The following is a 22,521-nucleotide window of genomic DNA, read 5'->3' as shown; positions in this document are numbered from 1 at the left end:
CTGTTAAATATTTGAATCAATCCAATCGGATAAATCATCGTAATCCTTGGCGCCAATTTGCTTATCAATATCCTTACCACCCTTGAATAGCACAAGTGTAGGATTTGAAAGTATGTTAAACTCTTTGGCCAGATCACCCTCATAGTTAGTATTTACTTTATAAATGTTTAGCTTGCCTTCATAATCTTCTTCAAGCTCACACAACACTGGCGCAAGCTTTTTGCAAGCTACACAAGAATCAGAATAGAAATCTACCAATACTGGGATTTCGCTATCCAAAACTTTTGACTTGAAATCATCTGCATAAATTCTAGCGGCCATATTACTCCTCCACTTTTCTTACATACAATGTGTATGTTCCATCTCCATTGTCATCTAACTTAAGCACCTGATGACCATCCTCTTTGAATGAACGAGGAACATTCTGCACTGGCTCACCATCATTTAGGCGAATAGCAAGAACCTGTCCGTCATCAAGCTCCTCGATTGCCACCTTTGCAGTAACAAAGGTCAAAGGGCAAACCTTATCAGTAATATCAATACTCTCATCAAACTCTAAAATCTCTGCCATATTAATCCTCCTCTAGCTGATTACGGTTACAAGCCTTAAACTCTCCCAGACTCAGCATAAAAAGCTTCCCTTGGGAGAGCTAAGAGCTTGTTACCTATCAGCTCATCTAAATTTTTATTTATCCTTGATATGCCTTTTCAAGTCTCTTAAGTAGGTCATCTACACCAAGACGTGTAAGTGTTGCTCTAAAGCGCTCGCTTGGATTAGCATTTTCTTCAAAGTAATCAATAGCTGCATCAGTAACTCTGAAAAGAGTCTCCTTATCACGAAGGATTGGAAGATACTCCTCAGCCTTATAAATCTTATTTCCAAAGGTTCCACCAAAGGATACGATATATCCCGGTGTGCCTTCCCAAGCATCTGTAGGACAGCTCTTTACGCATCTAGCACAGTTGTTGCACTTCGCATTGTCGATAATAACTTTTCCATCTTCCATCTTAAGAGCATTTTCTCGACAGGCCTTTACGCATACACCACATGAAATACATGCATCTTCCTTGTATTCAACTGTCATGCCACCTTTGATTCCCACATCATTTTCTTCTGCCTTAAGACAGTTGTTCTGACAACCTGTAACGCCAAACTTAAACTTGTGTGGAAGCTGTCTACCAAAATATCTGTCATTTAATTCCTTTGCCAAAGTATATGTATCTATACATCCTGAAGGACATATTTCTGAGCCCTGACAGGCTGTAATTGTTCTAACTCTAGGACCGCAGACACCAGTGTAAACACCGCCTTCTTCAAGCTCCTTTTTTACTTGCTCCAAGTCATTGACATGTATAAATGGAATCTCAATACCTTGACGAGATGTCATATGGATATATCCATGTCCATATTTCTCTGCAACCTCAGCCACAACCTTAATCTGATTTGCATCAAGATTGCCACCTACTACAGCAAGTCTAAGTGAACCATAGCCTTTCTGTACCTGACTCATAAATCCGCCAGCTTTAAGAGCCTTGTAATCAATTTTTTCTGCCATCTTATACTCCTTTACATTGCTGGTTAAACCAGCTGAATAAAAAATTAATTTATTGCCTGCTTGAAATCAGCAATCAAATCTTCTATATCCTCAATACCTACGGAAATACGTATCAAGTCATCATATACTCCGGAATCTTCAAGCTCTTTTTCAGTGCTATGAAGAGAAATGGTTGATGATGGATGTACCACCAGAGTCTTTGTATCTCCAATATTCGAAAGAATATATGGTATTTGAAGCTTATTCATTATTTCAAATGCTCGTTCCTTTGAACCAACGCGAATGGTAAGTATTCCACCGTATCCATTTTTCAAAACCCTTTTTGCTACATCATGCCAATCACTTGATTCAAGTCCAGGATAATTGACTTTAATATCCTTATAGTTCTCTTCAAACCATTTAGCCAATTGATATGCATTATCAGATTGTCTATCCATTCGAAGTCCCAGCGTCTCAAGGCCTATAATATTAAGATATGCATTAAGAGGTGATAAACAAACACCTACATTTCTGTACAAACCATTTCTAAGCTTACTTACAAAGGCAAACTTTCCAAACTTAAGATACTCTCCCAGCACTGGATATCTGTCCTTGGTCCACTTGAAATTGCCACTATCTGTTAGAATGCCGCTTATTGAATTACTGCTGCCATTTATATATTTAGAAGAAGAATTGACTACAATGTCTGCTCCATGCTCTATTGCTTTTACCAAATAAGGTGTTGCTGTTGTGTTATCAAGAACTAACGGAACACCATGGCTATGGGCAATCTCTGCCAGCTTATCAATATCAGTTACGTCCAAACAGGGATTCCCGATGGTCTCTGCAAATACCACCTTGGTTTTATCCGTAAATGCGTTTTCAATCTCATCCCAATCATTGTTTTTTACATATATTGTCTTTATTCCAAAGGCCTCTATATCTCTAAACAAATCAATGGAACCACCGTACAAACTGGCACTTGAGATAATCTCATCTCCAGCCTGCAAAATATTTAAAAGAGCCATTGATATGGCAGCCATTCCGCTGGCGCAAGCCACAGATGCAAGACCACCTTCTAATTTATTGATTCGCTCTTCAAAAGCTGAAACCGTTGGGTTCGCAACTCGTGTATAACAAAACCCCATCTTTCTTCCGCCAAAAATACCTGCCAAGTCCTCAGAGGTTTCTTGTTCAAAAGCACTGCTTTGATATATAGGTGGCAATGTTGCACCTTTGGAGTCTTTGATTTTTCCTGCATGTAAAAGATCTGTGTTGAATCCCACCCATGTCACCTCTTTTCCTTTGAACTATTTACCTATTGGGTTAGTAGGATATTATCAAAACATAGTTGCCCGGTCAATAAATGTAGCTCCTACAATAAATGATAGCCAGCTATAAACTAAATTTATAACTGGCCATTTTCTAGATATAATCTCCTAAAATTGCCGTATCTCCGTGGATTGAAGATGCTCTGTAGATAAATGAAGCCACCTCTTCAACTGTCATATTCTTATCAAACCAGTTTGAATAATAGCCTCTTGTGGTATCAAATACAGATGTATCTATACTGCTGTTAGCTGCAAAAAGAACTAAAATTCCTGCATCATTAAGATGTCTGATTACACCCTTAACCCCATGAGAACTATCTGGCGCGTACAAATATGTATGGCGTCCCTGATTAGATAATTCTCTTTCAACCTTTTTGACAAACTCTAAATCAAATCCATCTTCAGAAAGAGGAATTTCCACAGTGATAGCTCTCTGGCCCTTCCACTGACTTCTAGTCTCTCTGTCGATTTCTGTAACTGTATTGGCATTATCTGACTTATATAGCTGTGTAACCACACCACAGGCAGATGTCATATTAGAAACTCTATCAATGAGGATAAGCTCACCTAGAGTCCTATGCTTTTTAAATACATCAATTACAATACTGTCCGCTAGCTTCAGCTCACATACGGCAATCTCGTTTTTATTTAAAGAATTGACCTCTCTCTTTTCACCAGTATTTACATCTATAGCATATCTAATGCTTGTCACTACACCTGGAATAAGCTTTGTGCCAAGCTTTACAAAGAAGTTCTTGCCAAGCTCCAGCCTCTCATCATCCATCCATAGAAGTGTTACTTCAAATGATGTGGCAACCTGAAGGGATGTATCCTTTGTAAGGACACAGCCTCTTGATACATCAACCTCTCTATCAAGCTGGATGGTAACAGGCTGACCTATAGCTGCCTCATCTACTGTCTTATTTAAAAGATGAATACTTTTTACATTGGCCTTTTCGTTGCTAGGTAAAACAGTGATTTCATCTCCCACATTTACACTGCCAGCTTCAATCTGTCCCTGAAATCCTCTAAATGTATGATTTGGACGGCACACTCTCTGTACAGGTAGGTAAAAACCTTCTTCTTTTTCTTCATCGATAGGAACTGTCTCAAGATAGTCTAAAAGTACAGGACCCTCATACCAAGGAATATTGTTTGAAGCCTCTGTCACATTGTCACCCTCTGTAGCAGAAACAGGGATTACCACAACATTAGGAAGGCTCAGCTCATCTACAAGCTCATTAATCTGATCTGTAATCTCATCAAATCGCTCCTTGCTGTATCTAACCAAATCCATTTTATTTACCGCAAATACGAAGTGCTTGATACCCATTAGTGAACAGATTCTGGCATGGCGTTTTGTCTGCACAAGCACTCCCTGCTTTGCATCAATAAGAATAATTGCAAGGTCTGCAAATGATGCTCCTACCGCCATGTTTCTTGTGTACTCTTCATGGCCTGGTGTATCAGCAACAATAAAGCTTCGCTTATCAGTTGTAAAATATCTATATGCCACGTCAATTGTGATGCCCTGCTCACGCTCTGCCATAAGACCATCAAGCAAAAGTGAATAGTCAATTTTACCTTCGCGGCTTCCTACTTTTGAATCAAGTTCAAGGGCCTTCTCCTGATCCGCATATAAAAGCTTAGAATCATATAAAATATGACCGATAAGTGTTGATTTTCCATCATCAACACTACCGCAAGTAATAAATTTAAGTAATTGCATTTAGAAATAGCCCTCCCTTTTTCTTCTTTCCATTGAGCCTGCTGCCTCGTTGTCAATTACACGGGTAGTACGCTCACTTGAGATGGCACTTAATGTCTCATCGATAATCTCATCAAGTGTGTCTGCATCAGATTCAACGCCACCAGTAAGGGGATAACATCCAAGTGTTCTAAATCTCACCTTTTTATTTACAATTTCCTCACCTGGTAAAAGTCTATCCTTCAATCTGTCATCATCTACCATGATGATGTTGCCATCCCTGTAAATAACAGGGCGTTCCTTTGCAAAATAAAGGGAAGGAATCTCTATATTTTCTCTTTTGATATACTGCCAAATATCTTTCTCAGTCCAGTTTGAAAGTGGGAAAACTCTTACCTCTTCGCCCTTAAATAGCTTTGTGTTGTAGAGCTTCCACATTTCTGGACGCTGATTTTTGGGATCCCAAGCATGCTCAGTATTTCTAAATGAGAAGATTCTCTCCTTGGCTCTGGATTTCTCCTCGTCTCGACGTCCACCGCCGAAAGCTGCAGTAAATCCGTATTTATCAAGAGCCTGTTTAAGAGCTTGAGTCTTCATAATATCCGTATATGCGCTACCATGGTCGAAAGGATTAATACCAGCCTTTACACCTTCTTCGTTAATGTATTCAAGCATATTAAGACCATATTTTTCTGCTACATGGTCTCTGAACTCAATCATTTCTCTAAATTTCCATGTTGTGTTTACATGCAAAAATGGAAATGGTGGCTTTTCAGGATAGAATGCCTTAAGAGCCAAATGAAGCATAACCGAACTGTCTTTGCCAATTGAGTAAAGCATAACTGGCTTTTCACATTCAGCCGCAACTTCCCTTATGATATAAATTGCTTCTGCTTCTAGTTTGTCTAAATGTGTCAAATTGCTCATGTTAATCCTCTCTTTAATACTTATTTGATTCAAGGGAATTGATGTCTATTGTCCTTATTTCTTTTTCCCCTGAAGAAAAAATCCAATGCTTTATTGGCCCCTCTTCCTTGAAGGTAAGAATTGTACCACGTCCACCCACATCTGCACCAAGGAAAAACTCAATAGCCTGTGCCTTGCATTCCTTAAGACATGATGTGCAACCCCAGCAGTCTCTCTCCCTTTTTATAAAAGCTTTTTTATTATCTAGCTTTATTAGATTTCCAGGACATGCCTCTATACATTTCCTACAGCCAATACATTTATCCTGATTTATTTTGATACTCAAAGAACCACACCTCCTGCATAGTTAATACTGTTATCCTCATTAAAGGTAAACTTAAGTGGCTTGTATTCATCTACCACAAGAGGTCGTTTTATGATTTTAATTCCGTCAGCTTCTTTAATCGAATTAATATATAGCCTGTAGTTATCGTCTTCATTTTCATGAGTCATATTTTCTGCAAAGCTATGCCATCTTGTCTCTTTTCTGGCATGCAAATGCTCAATCAAAGATAAGCATACAATCAGCCTGTCCCTTAATTCGTATATCTGAAGTAGCTCATCGGAATCATTTGCTCTAAGCTTTTCAAATACTTCAAAGAGACCTAGGATAAGCTTTCTTGCTATGACAAGACCTGTGTCATTGAACTGATAATGCTTTGATATACCTCCTGCATATTCATCCATTATCTTTTGCATAGCTTCCTCAACCTGCTCGATTGAGATATCAGAATCTGAATTATTAAGATGTTTATTGTAGTTGTTAATGATTGCTTCATATGAGGTCTCAAAATCTGCACCATTGTCATCATCTAACAATTTAAGAATGCCCTCAGCTGCTATCTTTCCTTCTACAAGTGCTCCTGTAACATACTTTTGAGGAGCGCCACCTGCCACATCACCAGCTGCATAAAGCCCCTTAACTGTTGTGGCTCTGTCATCGTCAATCCAGTAGCCGCTTGCTGTATGACCGCCTACAATGTATGGCTCAGTGCCTTCTATTTCTACATTTTGCTCAGCAGGACCCTGACCACCTTCTATCCATTTAAGGGTCTGAGAAGGAGCCATATTCAGGTATGCCTTGTATAAATCCTCCTGTTGTTCATTTGAAATCTCATCAGTTTTTAAATAGCAAGGTCCACGGCCTTCCATATTTTCCACAGTGGTGCCATAAACTCTCTCACATGTAGCCACACCGTATTTAGTCTCATATATCTGACCTACACCATTCATCTGCTTTGCTCTAACACCCTGAGCGATTGTGCCAGTTGGTGCTATAGTATCCTTGCATCTAAGGGCAATAAAGCGCATCTCAAGGGTGGTCATTTCTGCGCCTGCATTAATGCCCATGGCGTATCCTGCCCCAGTGTTAAATGGTGGGTACCACATCTTATGTCTAGAAAAGCCAGGATTATTTGTTCTGTATAAACCAGCGGCGCCACCTGTTGCCATCAAAACTGCCTTAGCCTTAATCACATAGGCCTTCTCATCATTTACATCAAATCCAACAGCACCAAGAACTCTATTTTCCTTTACCAGCAAATCAGTGATATTGATATGATTAATTATGCTGACATTTTTTGAATCCTTTGCCATCTTAGCAAGTATAGGCTTAATGTTTTCTCCGTTTATTTTTATATTTCTATTTCCTCTGGTAACATAATCACCATTCTCATCCTTGAGAATTACAAGTCCGTTATCCTCAAGGGTTTTGGTGGCCTCATTAAGTCCTTCTGAAATAGATAAAAGCAAATCTTCTCTGACTATTCCCTTTGCATCATTCTTGCAGTAGTCCACATAATCCTGTGGCACTCGCCCCTTAGTAATGTATGCATTAATTGCATTTACACCTGCAGCAAGGCAACCACTGCGCTTGATATTCGCCTTTTCAGCAATAAGTACCTTATATTTGCCATTCTGACCTAGAATATAGGCGCCATAGCATCCTGCAGTACCTCCGCCGATTATAAGTACATCAGTATTTAATTCTTCTACTGTAATATTTTTGCCCATTAAAACTCCTATTAAATAACAATTGCTTCCTCTGCAATTGAACTGTTAATTAAAAGAGATACTTCGTCATTTGTAACTACATACAATCTGTATATGAATACAAAAACTTCCTCTCCAATTTCCACAGCAGGATCATTAATGCTTCTAACAGCAGAAATGAGATTGCCGTGAATTCTTGTTTTTACCTCCAGATTGCTTCCTCTGAATATAATGTCTTCGACAATTGCTTCCTCTGCAGATTTTTCAAACTGAAGACTTTCGCCTTTTTTGAAAATACTTACAAATTCTGGTCTGATAAAAGATGTCTGACTCTCATCTTCCTTTTCAAAGCACTTGAATTCATCGAAGTTTTGAACCTCAGTTGACTGTCCAATGAACTGAGCTACAAATGGTGTAGCTGGATTCTTATAAAGCTCCTGAGGTGTGCCAGTCTGCTCCACTCTACCCTGATTTGTAACTATGATTTCATCAGCTACTTCTATGGCTTCATCCTGATCATGAGTTACAAAAATACTTGTAATGTTAAGCTTTGTAATCATCTGTCTAAGCCATGAACGAAGCTCCAGACGTACCTTTGCATCGATTGCTGCAAAAGGCTCATCCAAAAGCAATATCTGAGGATTTGGAGCAAGAGCTCTAGCAAATGCCACTCTCTGTCTCTGACCACCAGAAAGCTGACTTGGAAATCTTTTTTCAAGTCCAGAACAACCGATTAATTCTAGCAATTCTGTTACTCGCTCTTTTATCTCATTTTCTGGAGTCTTTTTAACCCTAAGACCAAATGCGATATTGTCATATACAGTCATGTATCTAAAAAGTGCGTAGCTCTGAAATACAAAGCCAATTCCTCTCTCACTTCCTGGAACGTCATTTACAACTTTCCCATCGATGACTATTTCTCCTGAATCAGGATTCTCAAGACCAGCAATCATTCTAAGGATTGTTGTCTTGCCACTTCCTGATGGACCAAGCAATGCTACAAGCTTGCCCTTTTCGATAGAAATATTAATATCCTTTGAAGCATGAAATTTTTTAAAATGCTTATTTATATCATGAAGCTCTACGTATGCCATAATTTATCCACCCTTTACTTATTTAAATCCAACTCCTTCTTGCCTTTCTTTTCAATTACAAGACGAAGTATCAATACAACGATTGCCAGTACAACTAAAATTGAAGAAGCTGCAAAAGCTCCTGTGAAATCATATCCCTGATACAAAAGCTCAATGTACAGTGGAAGTGTGTTGGTCTTGCCTCTCAAGTGTCCTGAGAGAACAGATACTGCGCCAAACTCTCCCATGGCTCTTGCCGTACAAAGAACCACGCCATATAGTAAAGCCCACTTAATATGAGGAAATGTTACTTTCTTGAAAATATGAAAAGTACCTGCTCCCATTAATGCAGCTGCCTCCTCCTCATCACTTCCCTGGGCTGTTAGAACCGGAATCAACTCGCGAGAAATAAATGGGAAAGTAACAAATATTGTTGCAAGGACAATACCAGGAACTGCAAATATAATCTGTATTCCATAGGAATCTAAAATCGGATATAAGAAACTCTGTCTTCCAAATGTAAGAACGTATATAAGACCTGCTATAATCGGAGATACGGTTACAGGCAAATCAATAAATGTGGATAAAAGCTTCTTTCCTTTAAATGCATATTTTGTTATAAGCCATGCCGCAGCAATACCAAAAAGTGTATTGATTACAACAGCAAAAAGTGTAGCCTCCAAAGTAAGTAATGCGGCCTTAATTGCATATTCATCAGTAACCGCATTTATATATTCAGAGATTCCATATCTAAATGCTGTTACCAAAATATAGATTAGAGGCAAAATCAAAAATATACCTAAAAACAGAAAGCTTATAATGATTAAAATTGTTTTTAGTGCTTTGTTTTCTTTTCTAAGCTCCATTTCTTCACCTCCTATGCAAGTCCATTAACTCTTCTTGAAACAATGCTTTGGACTATGGCATTTATCAATAGAATAACCACCGCTATAGCAAGCATTACAAGAGCTATTGATGTAGCTGCTGAATAATCATATTCCTGTAGCTCTGACATAATGAGAAGTGGTGCTATCTCGGTTTCATAAGGAGTATTTCCTGCTATAAATACAACACTTCCGTACTCCCCAATACTTCTCGCAAATGCAAGTGTAAATCCTGAAATAATTGCTGGTAGTATTTCAGGGAAAATAACCTTGAAAAATGTAGTCCTAGAATTGGCACCAAGAATAAATGCTGCCTCCTCATATTGAATGTCTATTTTTTCTAATACCGGCTGCACGCTTCGCACTACAAATGGTATTCCTATAAAAATAAGGGCTATTGTAATACCTATTCTTGTGTAGGCAATCTTTACTCCAAATAGCTTGTAAAATATACTTCCCACCCAGCCATTAGTGGTTGTAAGGTGTGTCAGAGAAATACCTGCTACCGCTGTTGGCAAAGCAAATGGAAGTTCAATTATTCCATCAATAAATCTCTTGCCCTTGAAGTCATATCTCACTAAAACAAATGCCAATATAAGTCCCATTACAACATTTATTAACGATGCTATAAAAGCAGTGGAAATGCTGACAAAATATCCAGATAGCACCCTGGGTCTTGTTACCGTATATACGAATTCCGAAAAGCTCAACTTTGCAGAAAAGACTACAAGTGAACAAAGTGGAATCAACACTACAATGCTAAGTATTGTTAACGTTATTCCTAATGAAATTCCAAAACCCGGTATTACACTTTTTCTCTTTTTCATTCTTCTAGTCCTCTCTACAAAATTTTGGAATGGGGATTTCCCATTCCAAAATGTTTTACTGTTTACTGTTCATAAATGCTGTCGAAGTTAGCTCCGTCAGCGAAGTGATCTGCTCTAGCCTTAGCCCAACCACCAAAGTGGTTGATATCTGTAAGTGAAATGTTGTCATTAATCCACTTACCATCAGCAGGAACCTCTGTAATAGTATTTGATGAATCAGATGATACATACTTGTCATAGATTGATTTTGTGCTAGGTCTGTAGTAATTCTGTGCCTCAATCTCCTGAGCCTCATCTGAGTACAAGTAGCTTAAGTACTCTGTAGCCACATCTGTTGTTCCGTGCTTCTTAGCAACTTCATCAACTACTGCAACAGTTGGCTGGCAAAGAATAGATACTGAAGGAACTACGATTTCATACTCTCCTGGATACTCCTGAAGTGAAAGGAATGCCTCATTCTCCCATGCAATAAGTACATCACCCTGTTTGTTCTCAACAAATGATGTTGTTGCACCTCTTGCTCCAGAATCGAGTACTACTACATTGGCATAAAGTTGCTTGATAGAATCAAGGATTTCCTCTTCGCTCTGACCCTGCTGCTCAAAATAATACCAAGCTGCAAGATAGTTCCACATAGCACCACCTGATGTCTTTGGATTTGGAGTAATAACTCCTACATCACTTCTAATCAAGTCATCCCAGTCATAAATCTCCTTTGGATTTCCAGAACGAACTAAGAATACGATTGTTGATGTGTAAGGTGAGCTATCTACATCGAACTCAGATGTGAATCCATCATCAATAAGTCCTGCATCAGCTACTACCTGAACATCTCCCTCAAGTGCAAGTGTAACAACATCTGCCTCAAGTCCATTTGCTACCTCAAGTGCCTGCTTACCTGAACCACCGTGTGACTGTGTGATTTCAACTTTCTGTCCAAACTCTTCTTCATAGTGCTTTGCAAATAACTCATTGTATGATGCATAAAGCTCTCTTGTTGGATCGTAGGAAACATTTGTTAATTCAATAACTCCATTTGAAGAACTTCCCTCATTTTCCTTTGCAGAAGATGTTTTACCACAACCAGTAACCACCGATGCCGCAAGTGTTAAGACTAACCCTAGTGTAATTACTTTCTTCATTTCCATTACCTCCGTTAAATATAAAACATACATACCTAATAGGTTAGTAGGTATATTAACAGAACTAATATTGCTGCACAATCCCCTACGTTCAAGGAAAAAATTAGTGCTAGTTATAGGTGAATTCTATAACTAGCACTAATGCTTTAAATACTATTTTTAATTGCTTTTATGGTTTTGTCTAAATCGTCCTGAGAATGGGCATCTGATACAAACATGGCTTCAAATTGACTAGGTGCTACATAAACGCCATTTTCAAGCATTTTCCTAAAGTATGCAGCAAACTTTTTCGTATCACATTTAAGCACATCGCTGTAAGAAGCCACACCTCCATCAGTGAAAAAAGGAGAAAGCAAAGACCCTACTCTATTGACTGTTACCCCCAGTTCCTTGTAGGTGGCTTCTAGCTTAGAAGCAAATTCGTCTATACGAATATATATATCCTTATCATTTTTAAGTGCCTTAAGTTGCTCTATTCCAGCAGTAACTGCTATTGGATTACCTGAAAGAGTTCCTGCCTGGTAAACACTGCCGACAGGTGCCACCACATCCATAATCTCTGATGTGGAAACATAGGCTGCAAGTGGCATTCCGCCGCCTACAATCTTGCCAAAAGTAATCATATCTGGCTGTATTCCATAGTACTCACTGGCACCACCGTATGCCAGTCTAAATCCTGTAATTACCTCATCGAATATAAGTAAGCTGCCATTGTCTTTTGTAATCTGGCGAAGGAACTCAAGAAATCCCTCCTTAGGTGGGACAACACCCATATTAGCACTGACAGGCTCCACTATAACAGCAGCTATCTGTCCCTTATTAGCCTCAAACAACGCCTCTACCGAAGCCCTGTCGTTATAATCAGCAAGAAGTGTGGTGGCTGTATATCCCTTTGGAACACCTGCCGAATCTGGATTGGATTCGGTCAATAATCCAGAACCTGCGGTAACAAGAAGACCATCACTGTGGCCATGGTAATTACCTCTAAATTTGATTATCTTATCTCTTTTGGTGTAGCCTCGAGCCACTCTTATAGCACTCATAACAGCCTCTGTACCAGAATTAACAAGTCTAACCTTGTCCATAAATGGCACTGCCTCAAGGATAAGCTTCGCAAGAACTGTCTCCTTTTCTGTAGGAGCTCCGTAAGAAAGACCATTCTCACAAGCTGCCTTTACCGCATCAATCACTGGCTGATAGGCATGTCCTAGTATCATAGGACCCCAGGAACATACATAGTCTATATATTCACCGCCATCTTCATCAAAGATATGGCTGCCCTTTGCATGATTTATAAATAGGGGATTTCTATCAACAGCCCTAAATGCTCTGACAGGAGAATTAACACCTCCTGGTATCACAGTTTTTGCATCATCAAATAAAGTCTCAGATTTGTTACCCATCTTAAGCATCCTCTTCTTCCAAAAACTTAGCTACATCAAGAGCATGATATGTGATAATCCTATCAGCACCAGCTCTCTTCATTGCTATCATATTCTCAAGGACAATTCTCTTTTCATCAATCCAGCCATTGGCAGCAGCTGCCTTAACCATTGAGTACTCGCCACTTACATTGTAAGTGATAAAAGGAACATCAAAACACTCTCTTGCCTCTTTCATAATATCAAGATATGCAAGAGCAGGCTTTACGATAATCATATCTGCTCCCTCTTCCAAATCATCCTCTATCTCGCGCATAGCCTCACGACCATTTGCCGGATCCATCTGGTATGACTTTCTGTCTCCAAAATGAGGAGCAGAACCAGCTGCATCTCTAAATGGTCCATAGTAACCTGAAGCAAATTTAGCACTGTAGCTAAGGATTGGTGTATTGATAAATGAAGCCTCATCAAGAGCAGCTCTAATAGCGGCAACTCTGCCATCCATCATATCAGAAGGAGCCACAATATCAGCTCCAGCCTTAGCCATTGAAACTGCCATCTTTGCAAGAAGTGGCAAGGTCTCGTCATTTAATATATGCCCCTCACATACTAGTCCGCAGTGACCATGAGAAGTATATTCACAGAGACAAACATCCGCAATTACGATTAAAGTAGGATATTTTTCTTTTATGTGTCTTATGCATCTTTGTGTGATGCCATTGTCATCGTAAGCTCCTGTTCCTTTTTCATCCTTGTGCTTTGGAATTCCAAAAAGTAAAACAGCAGGGATTTTGGCAGCAGTAACTCTATCCAGTTCCTCATCAATCCTATCTAGAGAATACTGATATATACCTGGCATAGATGGAACCTCATTTTTTATTCCATCCCCCTCTGCCACAAACATAGGATAAATCAAATCCTTAACACTTACTTCGTGCTCCCTAACGAAGCTTCTCATCTCTTTTGTCTGTCTTAGTCTTCTAAATCGTCTCATTTTCCACTTCCTGCATCTTATTTAAAACATTTATAAAGCTCTCAAATTCATCAGAAGAAGCAACATCTCTATACTTGTAAACAAAGTGTTCAAAGTCTTCCTTTCGCGATTTCTTCATTGCTTCAAAAGCCTCTCTGTTATTATGAAATGTTAAATCTTTTAGTAAAGAATCCATCTCATCTTCTATGATTGCTTCTCCGCTTTCTTTTTCCTTTGATTTAAGTTTATTATTTTCTTTTGCTATAGCTGTAAAATCATCAATTGAAATCAGCTGACTCCCTTTAATATTTACAACATCCTCATCTATATCTCTTGGAACTGCTAAGTCTACAAAAAGTATCTTTTTTTCACCTAACCCAAGTTTCTTTAGAGCTCCATAGGTGATGGTATAGTGAGGACCTCTAGTAGCTGATACAATCACATCCATATCCTTAACATAATCATATCTTTCTGAATAAGGAATGGACTTGGCATTAGGATTGCTGATGTGATGAATATGCTTTGTAGCATATATCTCGCAATCACCGTAGGACAACAAATTCAAAAGCACCTTGTTGCCTGTATCCCCAGTAGCTCCCATTATCATGACCTTTTTCTTGCCACGCTTATAGTTATGAATTTTAGTGGCCGCAAGAGATGCTATGGACACTGAGGTCTTAGAAAGCTTTGTCCTTGTCTTTATTTTCTTGGCGCAACTAATGGCCGCCTGGAAGATAGTATTTAATTCATAATTCGTATATCCGTTATCCTTAGAAAAAGAATAGGCAGTTTTAATCTGACCTAGTATCTCATCCTCTCCAAGAACCATGGAATCAAAACCAGCTGTAACATGAAATAGATGAGAAACCGCTCCATTTCCATCAAAGAATAAAAGCTGTTCCTTAAGCTCATCTATATCCACCCCAGCCATATCAGCCCAAACAGATATAACCTTCGATGCCTTACCAACACCATATATCTCACATCTGTTGCAAGTATTTAGATATACAATCTGCTCGAAGCCTATTTCCTTTAATCTCTCTAATAGTAATATTCTCTTTTCATCATCAAAAGAAAGCTTCTCCCTAAACTCAGCCATAGCCTTCTTATGATTCAACGAAACTACAAACATAACATTTTCCTCTATACATAAAAACAAACTCCATCATCAGATAAAGTTTGTTTTTACTATAATTATAATTACCTACATGGTCAATAGGATTTATCTATTTAGTTATCTTGCCGTAGCACTCTGGTCTGCGGTCTCTAAAGATGCCCCAGCTCATTCGATTAACTGCGATTTCGTCTAAATCGTAGGTGTGAAGGAGTATTTCTTCCTTGTCGCGGGATGCATCGGCAACAATATCTCCTGTTTCATCTGTCATGAATGAACTGCCGTAAAAATTAAGGCTAGAGGACTGGCCTCCATTTTCCTTGGAAGGAGTAACCTCCTCAAGGCCGATGCGGTTGGCTGCAATAACAGGCATCAGATTGCTTCCAGCATGTCCCTGCATGCATCTTCTCCAATGAGGCATGCTGTCGCACTCGATAATAGGCTCGCTTCCGATTGCAGTTGGGTAAAATAGAAGCTCTGCTCCCTGAAGAGCCATACAGCGAGCTGTCTCAGGAAACCACTGATCCCAGCAAATGCCCACACCGATTTTGCCATACCTAGTATCCCATACCTTAAAACCAGTATTGCCAGGTGTGAAATAGAATTTCTCCTGATAGAAATGGTCATCAGGAATATGGGTCTTTCTGTATACTCCAAGAACTGCACCATCAGCGTCTATGATAGCCACACTATTATAGAGTACATTTCCATCTTTTTCGTAGAAGCTAACAGGAATAACTACTGACAATTCCTTTGCCACAGCCTGAAAATGTTTTACAGCATCATTTTCTTCCACTGATTTTGCAAAATCATAATACTCATACTGGCGCTCTTGGCAGAAATACTGTCGCTCGAAAAGCTCTGGGAGAAGAATAATCTGAGCCCCCTCACTGGCTGCCTTTCTTACCATGGCATCCGCCTTTTCGATATTCTCTTTTACGATTTTGGTGCAGCTCATCTGAATAGCTGCTACAGTAATTTTTCTCATAATTAACTCCAAATCTACGATTAACAGTTACATTCTGGTATCTGCTGTGTTATGCAGTGAATATTGCCACCGCCAACAATTATATCTCTTGCATAAATAGGATAAACCCTCCTGGTTGGAAAAAGCTTACCTAAAATATCTACTGCCACCTTGTCATTCTCATCTGAAAACTGAGGCACTATCACACCGCCATTTGAAATGTAAAAATTCACATAGGATGCAGCGAGTCGCTCTCCTACCTCTCTAACATCTTCACCATCTTCAAATTCGTAACCCTTAAGCTCTTCTTCAGTAATACAAACTGGCTGCTTTGGAATAGGAAGCTTGTGAACGGTAAAATGTCTGCCCTTAGCATCCACCTCATTCTCCAAAACATCAAGACAAGCCTTACTCATGTCATACTGTGGGTCTGACCTGTCATCAGTCCAGGCTAGCACCACCTCTGCTGGTCCTGTAAAAGCACATACATTATCCACATGCTCATTGGTCTCATCATTATATATTCCACTAGGAAGCCAGATGACTTTTGTAGCTCCTAGGTATTCGCATAATTTGTCGGTGATTTCATCCTTGCTCATCTTAGGATTGCGCCCCTTACTAAGTAAGCAAGCTTCTGTAACAAGTATAGTGCCCTCACCATCTGAATGGATACTACCGCCTTCTAATACAAAAGGATGAGCATCATAGATATCCATTTCAAGGGCCTGACATATAGCGCCAGCTGCCTCGTCATCCCTCTGCCAGTGGGCGTATAGTCCATCGTACTCACCGCCCCAGGCATTGAACTGCCAGTCAATCCCTCTGACACAATTACCATCTACAACGCAGGTTGGTCCCACGTCTCTGGCCCAAGCATCATCTGTTTGAATCAAAAGAGGTATTACATTATCATTTCCTGAAAACGCCTCCTCCACCTGATGAATATGCTCCTCATCAGCAAGCATCCATAGTTTTTCACTTTCGGATATAGCCGTAGCTACCTCAGTAAAAACCTTTTTAGCTGCCCTGCCCTCATAAGGCCAAGAGCCAGGTCGTACTGGCCAAATCATCACGCAGCCTCTGTGAGAATCATACTCTGCCGGCATATGAAATTTATCATTTCTAGGTGTCGTCTTTAATTTCATGATTCGTATTTACGATAATCGATTTTTAAAATCCTCGTATCCAAACTTCTTTATTAATTCTAGACTGCCATCTGCCTTCAGCAGGTAAATGCTAGGCAATGGAATTCCATTAAATGTATTATTCTTAACCATTGAATAGATAGCCATATCTTCAAACACAAGTCTATCTCCTACTTTAATCTCATGGTCAAAAGAATAATCTCCTATAATATCTCCAGCCAGACAAGTATAGGAACTAAGCCTATATTCAAAAGGCTTCTCCCCCCACTGACCTGAATCCATAAGTGGTGGACGATATGGCATCTCTAAAACATCAGGCATATGACAAGCTGCCGAACCGTCCAAAATCAATGTCTTAATATCATTATCTACGATATCTAAAACCTCAGTCACAAAATATCCTGCATCAAGAGCAATTGCCTCACCAGGCTCCAAATACACCTGCAGGTCATAAGTGGTCTTAACATGCTTAATCAGAGAAATAAGTTTGTCAACATCATAGTCAGCTCTACTTATATGATGACCGCCTCCCATATTAAGCCATTTCATCTGTGGTAGATAATCTCCAAACTTTTCTTCAAAGGCAGAAAGTGTGGTCTCTAAGTCGTCGGAATTCTGCTCGCAAAGTGTGTGAAAATGAAGTCCTGTAACCCCATCTAAAACAGTAGAATCAGCCTCAAGTGCCTCCTTCAGCTTAACTGCAGTAACACCAAGTCTCGAACCCTTGGCACATGGGTCATAGATAGCATGGTCCTTCTGGGTAGACATCTCAGGATTAACACGAAGTCCTATCTCCACCCCATTGTCCAGGCACAGATTTTTATATTTCATAAGCTGAGCCGAAGAATTAAAGATTATATGGTCACAAATCTGAACAAGCTCTGCCATATCCGCTTCCTTGTAAGCAGGAGCAAAAACATGATTTTCCTTGCCCATCTCCTCCTTGCCAAGGCGGGCTTCGTAAATTCCGCTGGCAGTAGTGCCAGCAAGAAATTTTCCAATCAATGGGTATACAGCAAAATTGGAAAACGCCTTTTGTGCAAGCAAAATCTTGCATCCAGCCTCAGTCTGAACTCGCTCTAAAACCCTTAGATTTTCAATTAATTTCCCCCCATCTATAACATAAGATGGAGTCTCAACTTTTGAAATAAACATCTCTACCTCAGTCAAATAATTAATCAACAAGCACTGGATTCTCTACAACCTGCCATGGCAAGCCCCACTTATTAAGTGCCTCCATGTATGGATCTGGATCGAACTCATCAGTTGTAAATACACCTGGATTCTTCCACTGTCCTGTAACAACCATCATTGCACCAATCATAGCTGGAACACCTGTTGTATAGGAAATTGCCTGTGAGCCAACCTCCTTGTAGCACTCCTGATGATCGCATACATTATAAATGTAAATAGAGCGCTCCTTACCATCCTTGATACCTGTAAAGATACAACCAATATTTGTCTTACCAACAGTTCTAGGACCAAGTGATGCTGGATCTGGAAGAAGTGCCTTTAAAAACTGAATTGGAACAATTTCCTGCCCATTGAAATTGATTGGAGTTGTAGAAAGCATACCAACATTCTCAAGACAATTCATATGAGTAAGGTAGCTCTGACCAAAGGTCATAAAGAAACGAATTCTCTTAACCTCTGGCATATTGCGGCCGAGGGCCTCAATTTCCTCATGATGAAGAAGATACATATCCTTCTTGCCCACTCCCTCAAAATCGTATTCTCTCTTAATGCTCATGGCTGGGATCTCAACCCACTTACCATTTTCCATATATGAACCAGGTGCTGAAACCTCACGAAGATTAATCTCTGGGTTAAAGTTTGTTGCAAATGGATAACCGTGGTCTCCACCATTGCAATCCAGAATGTCTATTGTATGAATCTCATCAAAATAATGCTTCTTAGCATAGGCTGCAAATACTGATGTAACACCAGGATCAAAGCCTGTTCCTAAAAGCGCAGTAAGTCCTGCATTTTTAAATTTATCCTCATAAGCCCACTGCCAGCTGTAATCAAAATATGCTGAAAATCCTAAATCCTTGCATCTCTTCTCATAGATTGCTCTCCACTGAGGGTCGTCAGTATCCTCTGGCTCATAGTTTGCAGTATCGATATAATCAACTCCGGCTGCAAGGCATGCATCCATGATTGTAAGATCCTGATAAGGAAGTGCCACATTAAGCACAGCATCAGGAGCATAATCCTTAATAAGCTTTGTAAGAGCATCAACATCATCTGCATCAATCTGAGCTGTCTTAATAACAGTCTTTGTTGTGCCCTGAAGCTTTTCTTTCATTGCCTCACACTTAGAGACCGTTCTGCTTGCGATCATGATTTCTTCGAAAACGTCGCTATTCTGGCAGCACTTTGAAATTGCAACCTGTGCTACGCCACCACATCCAATAATTAATAATCTTGCCATTTTATACTCTCCTATTTAAACTTCTTTCTTTGCTGCTTTTTCTTCTTCAACAAGTAAATCCTCCACATACTTAGGCAGCATAAAAGCTCCCTTATGGAGATTGGTTGTGTAATACCATGTCTTTATATCTCTGGCCTTCCACCTCTTAGCATTTAAATCCTTAAGTGGATGATATTTCTTAGAGGCAAATCCAAACATCCAATATCCTGATGGACAAGTTGGAATATGGGCCTGATATACTCTGTTAATTGGAAAACTCTTATAAGCCTTGCGATGCATGGCTCTAAAAGCTTCCTCATCCTCGTCGTAGAATGGACTACCATGCTGATAAACCATGATGCCATCCTCCTTTAGGGCTCTGTAACAGCTACCGTAAAATTCTCTTGTAAAAAGACCTTCTGCGTAACCAAACGGGTCAGTTGTATCATTTATAATCAAGTCATATTTGTCAGTGCATCGACGAAGAAACCTCAGACCATCCATATGAGAAACAGTTACCCTCTCATCGTCAAAGCCCTTAGCTGTCTCAGGGAAAAACTGCTTACTTATCTCAAGGAACATCTCATCCTGCTCTACCACATCGATGTGCTCAATCTCTGGATACTCTGTGAGAACTCTAGCCACTCCACCATCGCCTCCACCGATGATAAGCACATTCTTTACATTTGGATGAACAGCCATAGGCACATGAACAATCATCTCGTTATAGATAAACTCATCTGCATCTGAAAAAATGATTTCACCATCTAGAACAATCATCTTTCCAAGCTCCTTGGTTTCAAAGACATCTATACGCTGATATTCGCTTTGTGCACTATAGAGCTGCTTGTTGACACGAATGCTAGTTTTAACATCCTCAGTCTCTAATTGTGAAAACCAAAAATCCATCATCTAATCACACTTATGAGCTCAACTGTAGGGTCCTTTGTGCCCTGTAAGCTACATCCCTTTTCCTTTGCAAATTCAATATAATCAATAATTTCCGTAGTGATTCTCTCTCCAGGAGTAAGAATAGGTATTCCTGGTGGATAACACATAACAAGCTCTGCGCAGATTTTTCCGTCAGTCTGCTCAAGAGGGAGCTGTACTTTATCTGCGTAAAATGCCTGCTGAGGAGTCATCACGTTCTCCGGTTGAATAAATTCTCCGCAATATAAATTGCTAGAATCCTTCTCATAGAGACGCTTTATATCCTCAAGCGCTCCTACAAGTCGCTCAATATCCTGAATTCTATCTCCTATTGAAATGTAAGCTAGGATATTTCCAATGTCGCCAAACTCTATTTGAATGTCATATTCATCTCTAAGTAAATCGTAAACCTCAATACCGGTAAGACCAATTCCCTGAGTGTATATTGAAAGTTTTGTTACATCAAAATCGTAAACGCTATCTCCGTCAATCAACTCCTTACCATATGCATAGAAGCCCCCGATTTCATTTATCTCATTTCTGGCGTACTCTGCCATATGAGCAACTCTCTCAAAAGACTCCTGACCTCTAAGAGCAAGATTTCTTCTAGACAAATCAAGGCTTGATAAAAGCAAATAAGATGCACTAGTGGTCTGAGTTAAATTAATAATTTGACGAACATATTCTGCATCCATGTCTGGCCCGCAAAGTAAAATGGAACTCTGTGTCAAAGAACCTCCGGACTTGTGCATGGAAACTGCCGCCATATCAGCCCCTGCCGCCATACCAGAAATTGGAAGCTTGTCACTAAAATAAAGATGTGTTCCATGAGCCTCATCTACAAGCACCTTCATGCCTCGCTCATGTGCAAGCTTTACAATCTCTGTAAGGTTAGAACAGATTCCATAATATGTAGGATTGTTAATGAATATAGCCTTGGCATCAGGATTGGCATCCATCACGCGTCTGACCTCATCCACCTCAACTCCTAGAGCAATACCTATCTCTGGATTAACTTTTACCTCAACATATACTGGAACCGCACCACAAAGCACCAAGGCATTGATTACACTCTTGTGCACATTTCTTGGAATGAGAATCTTGTCCCCAGCCTTACATACAGAAAGAATCATTGTCTGAACTGAGCTTGTGGTTCCATTTACCATAAGAAAAGCATTAGCCGCTCCAAAAGCATCTGCTGTAAGCTCCTCAGCCTCCTTAATAACAGAAATAGGGTGTCCCAAATTGTCCAGAGGTTTCATAGAATTAACATCCAGGCCAACACACTGTTTGCCAAGTAATTCTACGAGCTCCGGGTTGCCACGGCCACGCTTGTGACCAGGTACATCAAATGGGACCACCCTTCTTCTTTTAAAACGCTCCAATGCCTCGCATATTGGAGCTGCCTTTTGTTCATATTTTTTCACTAAATTGACCCCTTTTAACACTAAAAAATGCAAGTAAAAGTATACTTTGCACGGGGTTTCATGTCAATTGTTGTTCATATTTAGAATATATTATCACTTAATATATCTATCCTCCCTCAAAATCTATATTAATCCAAGCTAGCTATAATCGCTTCTAGGTTTGAAATCTGTGCGTTGCACTCATCTATCATATGCCTCAACTTGTTAACAGCATTTTGTATATCCTGCTGCAGGCTAACCACTTCATTCAATCTACCTGATGTGCTTTGAACCATTACCGCCTGCCTCTGTTGCATTTCATCATTAAGTTGTCCTGTCCATGCACCAGAACCCGCTGAATCATGAACACTTTCTCTTCTATTAGTGAAATCTATTTCGTTATACTTACTCCTTATACGTTCACTCCTAGATAACAAATCAGAAATATTCCTCTGATACTCGCTGATTCGTCCTCTTAATCTACCTATTTCTGCTCTTAAATCACTTTTTCTTCCCACACTACAACTCCCTACTGCATATAATGCAATGCATCTGCTGACGCTTGATCAGCATTTATCAACGACTGCTTCAGTTTATCTAACGACTCCGGCAAAATACACCCAGAATGTGTTCTGTGTTTATTCACCAAATGATTTAACTCTTCAGAATTATCTTCTAATAATTCCATTATACTTGTGCTTTTATTCAATGTCGGCTCAGATACCTCGGCAGC

General features: G+C 39.7%; 23 protein-coding genes. All 23 read right to left on the bottom strand.

Annotated features, from left to right (window positions below; genetic code table 11):
- Positions 1-3: 3 nt before the first annotated feature.
- Positions 4-321: a thioredoxin family protein gene (locus BLP50_RS00115; RefSeq protein ID WP_090149124.1), complete on the bottom strand. Its 318-nt coding sequence runs from the start codon at positions 319-321 to the stop codon at positions 4-6.
- Position 322: 1 nt separating this feature from the next.
- Positions 323-571, bottom strand: a complete 249-nt coding sequence (locus tag BLP50_RS00110; protein ID WP_090149121.1) for a sulfurtransferase TusA family protein — start codon at positions 569-571, stop codon at positions 323-325.
- 118 nt (positions 572-689) lie between these two features.
- Positions 690-1,556 (bottom strand): 4Fe-4S binding protein, encoded by an 867-nt coding sequence (locus tag BLP50_RS00105; protein ID WP_090149118.1) that lies wholly within the window; start codon positions 1,554-1,556, stop codon positions 690-692.
- A gap of 44 nt (positions 1,557-1,600) precedes the next feature.
- Complete coding sequence (locus BLP50_RS00100; protein WP_090149115.1) at positions 1,601-2,821, bottom strand: O-acetylhomoserine aminocarboxypropyltransferase/cysteine synthase family protein; 1,221 nt, start codon at positions 2,819-2,821, stop codon at positions 1,601-1,603.
- A 139-nt stretch (positions 2,822-2,960) separates the two neighbouring features.
- Entirely contained in the window at positions 2,961-4,595 is a 1,635-nt protein-coding gene (locus BLP50_RS00095; RefSeq protein WP_090149112.1) for a sulfate adenylyltransferase subunit 1, read from the bottom strand.
- A complete protein-coding gene (gene cysD, locus BLP50_RS00090) occupies positions 4,596-5,501 on the bottom strand; it encodes a sulfate adenylyltransferase subunit CysD (RefSeq protein ID WP_090149109.1) in 906 nt (301 codons plus the stop codon).
- A gap of 13 nt (positions 5,502-5,514) precedes the next feature.
- Positions 5,515-5,826 carry an indolepyruvate ferredoxin oxidoreductase subunit alpha gene (locus tag BLP50_RS00085; protein WP_090149106.1) on the bottom strand — a complete coding sequence of 104 codons (312 nt, stop codon included), beginning with the start codon at positions 5,824-5,826 and terminating at the stop codon, positions 5,515-5,517.
- Positions 5,823-7,553 (bottom strand): adenylyl-sulfate reductase subunit alpha, encoded by a 1,731-nt coding sequence (locus tag BLP50_RS00080; RefSeq protein WP_090149104.1) that lies wholly within the window; start codon positions 7,551-7,553, stop codon positions 5,823-5,825. Before BLP50_RS00080 ends, BLP50_RS00085 begins: the two co-directional genes overlap by 4 nt.
- An 11-nt stretch (positions 7,554-7,564) precedes the next feature.
- On the bottom strand, positions 7,565-8,626 hold the full coding sequence (locus BLP50_RS00075; RefSeq protein ID WP_090149101.1) for a sulfate/molybdate ABC transporter ATP-binding protein: 1,062 nt from the start codon (positions 8,624-8,626) through the stop codon (positions 7,565-7,567).
- A gap of 14 nt (positions 8,627-8,640) precedes the next feature.
- A complete protein-coding gene (gene cysW, locus BLP50_RS00070; protein WP_090149099.1) occupies positions 8,641-9,471 on the bottom strand; it encodes a sulfate ABC transporter permease subunit CysW in 831 nt (276 codons plus the stop codon).
- Positions 9,472-9,482: 11 nt separating this feature from the next.
- The gene (cysT, locus tag BLP50_RS00065; protein WP_090149095.1) at positions 9,483-10,316 is read right to left on the bottom strand and encodes a sulfate ABC transporter permease subunit CysT; all 834 of its coding nucleotides are present in this window, start codon (positions 10,314-10,316) and stop codon (positions 9,483-9,485) included.
- Positions 10,317-10,378: 62 nt separating this feature from the next.
- A complete protein-coding gene (locus BLP50_RS00060) occupies positions 10,379-11,458 on the bottom strand; it encodes a sulfate ABC transporter substrate-binding protein (protein ID WP_330386028.1) in 1,080 nt (359 codons plus the stop codon).
- A 146-nt stretch (positions 11,459-11,604) separates the two neighbouring features.
- On the bottom strand, positions 11,605-12,861 hold the full coding sequence (hemL, locus tag BLP50_RS00055; RefSeq protein ID WP_090149992.1) for a glutamate-1-semialdehyde 2,1-aminomutase: 1,257 nt from the start codon (positions 12,859-12,861) through the stop codon (positions 11,605-11,607).
- A 1-nt stretch (position 12,862) separates the two neighbouring features.
- A complete protein-coding gene (gene hemB, locus BLP50_RS00050; protein WP_090149090.1) occupies positions 12,863-13,834 on the bottom strand; it encodes a porphobilinogen synthase in 972 nt (323 codons plus the stop codon).
- Positions 13,821-14,945, bottom strand: a complete 1,125-nt coding sequence (gene hemA / locus BLP50_RS00045) for a glutamyl-tRNA reductase (protein WP_090149086.1) — start codon at positions 14,943-14,945, stop codon at positions 13,821-13,823. The genes hemB and hemA overlap by 14 nt, the downstream gene beginning before the upstream one ends.
- A 94-nt stretch (positions 14,946-15,039) precedes the next feature.
- The gene (gene aguB, locus BLP50_RS00040) at positions 15,040-15,915 is read right to left on the bottom strand and encodes an N-carbamoylputrescine amidase (RefSeq protein ID WP_090149083.1); all 876 of its coding nucleotides are present in this window, start codon (positions 15,913-15,915) and stop codon (positions 15,040-15,042) included.
- A gap of 20 nt (positions 15,916-15,935) precedes the next feature.
- Positions 15,936-17,039: an agmatine deiminase gene (gene aguA, locus BLP50_RS00035; RefSeq protein WP_090149079.1), complete on the bottom strand. Its 1,104-nt coding sequence runs from the start codon at positions 17,037-17,039 to the stop codon at positions 15,936-15,938.
- 9 nt (positions 17,040-17,048) lie between these two features.
- Entirely contained in the window at positions 17,049-18,194 is a 1,146-nt protein-coding gene (nspC, locus tag BLP50_RS00030; RefSeq protein WP_090149989.1) for a carboxynorspermidine decarboxylase, read from the bottom strand.
- 19 nt (positions 18,195-18,213) lie between these two features.
- A complete protein-coding gene (locus BLP50_RS00025; protein WP_090149075.1) occupies positions 18,214-19,473 on the bottom strand; it encodes a saccharopine dehydrogenase family protein in 1,260 nt (419 codons plus the stop codon).
- A 15-nt stretch (positions 19,474-19,488) separates the two neighbouring features.
- On the bottom strand, positions 19,489-20,361 hold the full coding sequence (gene speE, locus BLP50_RS00020; protein ID WP_090149985.1) for a polyamine aminopropyltransferase: 873 nt from the start codon (positions 20,359-20,361) through the stop codon (positions 19,489-19,491).
- A complete protein-coding gene (locus tag BLP50_RS00015) occupies positions 20,361-21,809 on the bottom strand; it encodes an aminotransferase class I/II-fold pyridoxal phosphate-dependent enzyme (RefSeq protein WP_090149072.1) in 1,449 nt (482 codons plus the stop codon). Before BLP50_RS00015 ends, speE begins: the two co-directional genes overlap by 1 nt.
- A gap of 128 nt (positions 21,810-21,937) precedes the next feature.
- A complete protein-coding gene (locus tag BLP50_RS00010) occupies positions 21,938-22,306 on the bottom strand; it encodes a DUF5082 family protein (protein ID WP_090149069.1) in 369 nt (122 codons plus the stop codon).
- 11 nt (positions 22,307-22,317) lie between these two features.
- Positions 22,318-22,521 (bottom strand): hypothetical protein (locus tag BLP50_RS14435; protein WP_207645732.1); only part of this gene is annotated, 204 nt, incomplete at its 5' end.

Origin of the sequence: Pseudobutyrivibrio sp. AR14 (assembly GCF_900101325.1) — a bacterium.
Classification (GTDB): Bacteria; Bacillota; Clostridia; order Lachnospirales; family Lachnospiraceae; genus Pseudobutyrivibrio.
This window is presented reverse-complemented; position numbering and strand designations above follow the sequence as displayed.

What these genes read in the sequence shown, in the direction of transcription:
- BLP50_RS00105 (WP_090149118.1), bottom strand. Translation starts at nt 1,556, where the DNA reads ATGGCAGAAAAAATTGATTACAAGGCTCTTAAAGCTGGCGGATTTATG.
- BLP50_RS00095 (WP_090149112.1), bottom strand. Translation starts at nt 4,595, where the DNA reads ATGCAATTACTTAAATTTATTACTTGCGGTAGTGTTGATGATGGAAAA.
- BLP50_RS00080 (WP_090149104.1), bottom strand. Translation starts at nt 7,553, where the DNA reads ATGGGCAAAAATATTACAGTAGAAGAATTAAATACTGATGTACTTATA.
- aguB (WP_090149083.1), bottom strand. Translation starts at nt 15,915, where the DNA reads ATGAGAAAAATTACTGTAGCAGCTATTCAGATGAGCTGCACCAAAATC.
- BLP50_RS00060 (WP_330386028.1), bottom strand. Translation starts at nt 11,458, where the DNA reads ATGAAGAAAGTAATTACACTAGGGTTAGTCTTAACACTTGCGGCATCG.
- hemL (WP_090149992.1), bottom strand. Translation starts at nt 12,861, where the DNA reads ATGGGTAACAAATCTGAGACTTTATTTGATGATGCAAAAACTGTGATA.
- nspC (WP_090149989.1), bottom strand. Translation starts at nt 18,194, where the DNA reads ATGTTTATTTCAAAAGTTGAGACTCCATCTTATGTTATAGATGGGGGG.
- hemB (WP_090149090.1), bottom strand. Translation starts at nt 13,834, where the DNA reads ATGAGACGATTTAGAAGACTAAGACAGACAAAAGAGATGAGAAGCTTC.
- hemA (WP_090149086.1), bottom strand. Translation starts at nt 14,945, where the DNA reads ATGTTTGTAGTTTCGTTGAATCATAAGAAGGCTATGGCTGAGTTTAGG.
- speE (WP_090149985.1), bottom strand. Translation starts at nt 20,361, where the DNA reads ATGGATTTTTGGTTTTCACAATTAGAGACTGAGGATGTTAAAACTAGC.
- BLP50_RS00115 (WP_090149124.1), bottom strand. Translation starts at nt 321, where the DNA reads ATGGCCGCTAGAATTTATGCAGATGATTTCAAGTCAAAAGTTTTGGAT.
- cysD (WP_090149109.1), bottom strand. Translation starts at nt 5,501, where the DNA reads ATGAGCAATTTGACACATTTAGACAAACTAGAAGCAGAAGCAATTTAT.
- BLP50_RS00025 (WP_090149075.1), bottom strand. Translation starts at nt 19,473, where the DNA reads ATGGCAAGATTATTAATTATTGGATGTGGTGGCGTAGCACAGGTTGCA.
- cysW (WP_090149099.1), bottom strand. Translation starts at nt 9,471, where the DNA reads ATGGAGCTTAGAAAAGAAAACAAAGCACTAAAAACAATTTTAATCATT.
- aguA (WP_090149079.1), bottom strand. Translation starts at nt 17,039, where the DNA reads ATGAAATTAAAGACGACACCTAGAAATGATAAATTTCATATGCCGGCA.
- BLP50_RS00075 (WP_090149101.1), bottom strand. Translation starts at nt 8,626, where the DNA reads ATGGCATACGTAGAGCTTCATGATATAAATAAGCATTTTAAAAAATTT.
- BLP50_RS00110 (WP_090149121.1), bottom strand. Translation starts at nt 571, where the DNA reads ATGGCAGAGATTTTAGAGTTTGATGAGAGTATTGATATTACTGATAAG.
- cysT (WP_090149095.1), bottom strand. Translation starts at nt 10,316, where the DNA reads ATGAAAAAGAGAAAAAGTGTAATACCGGGTTTTGGAATTTCATTAGGA.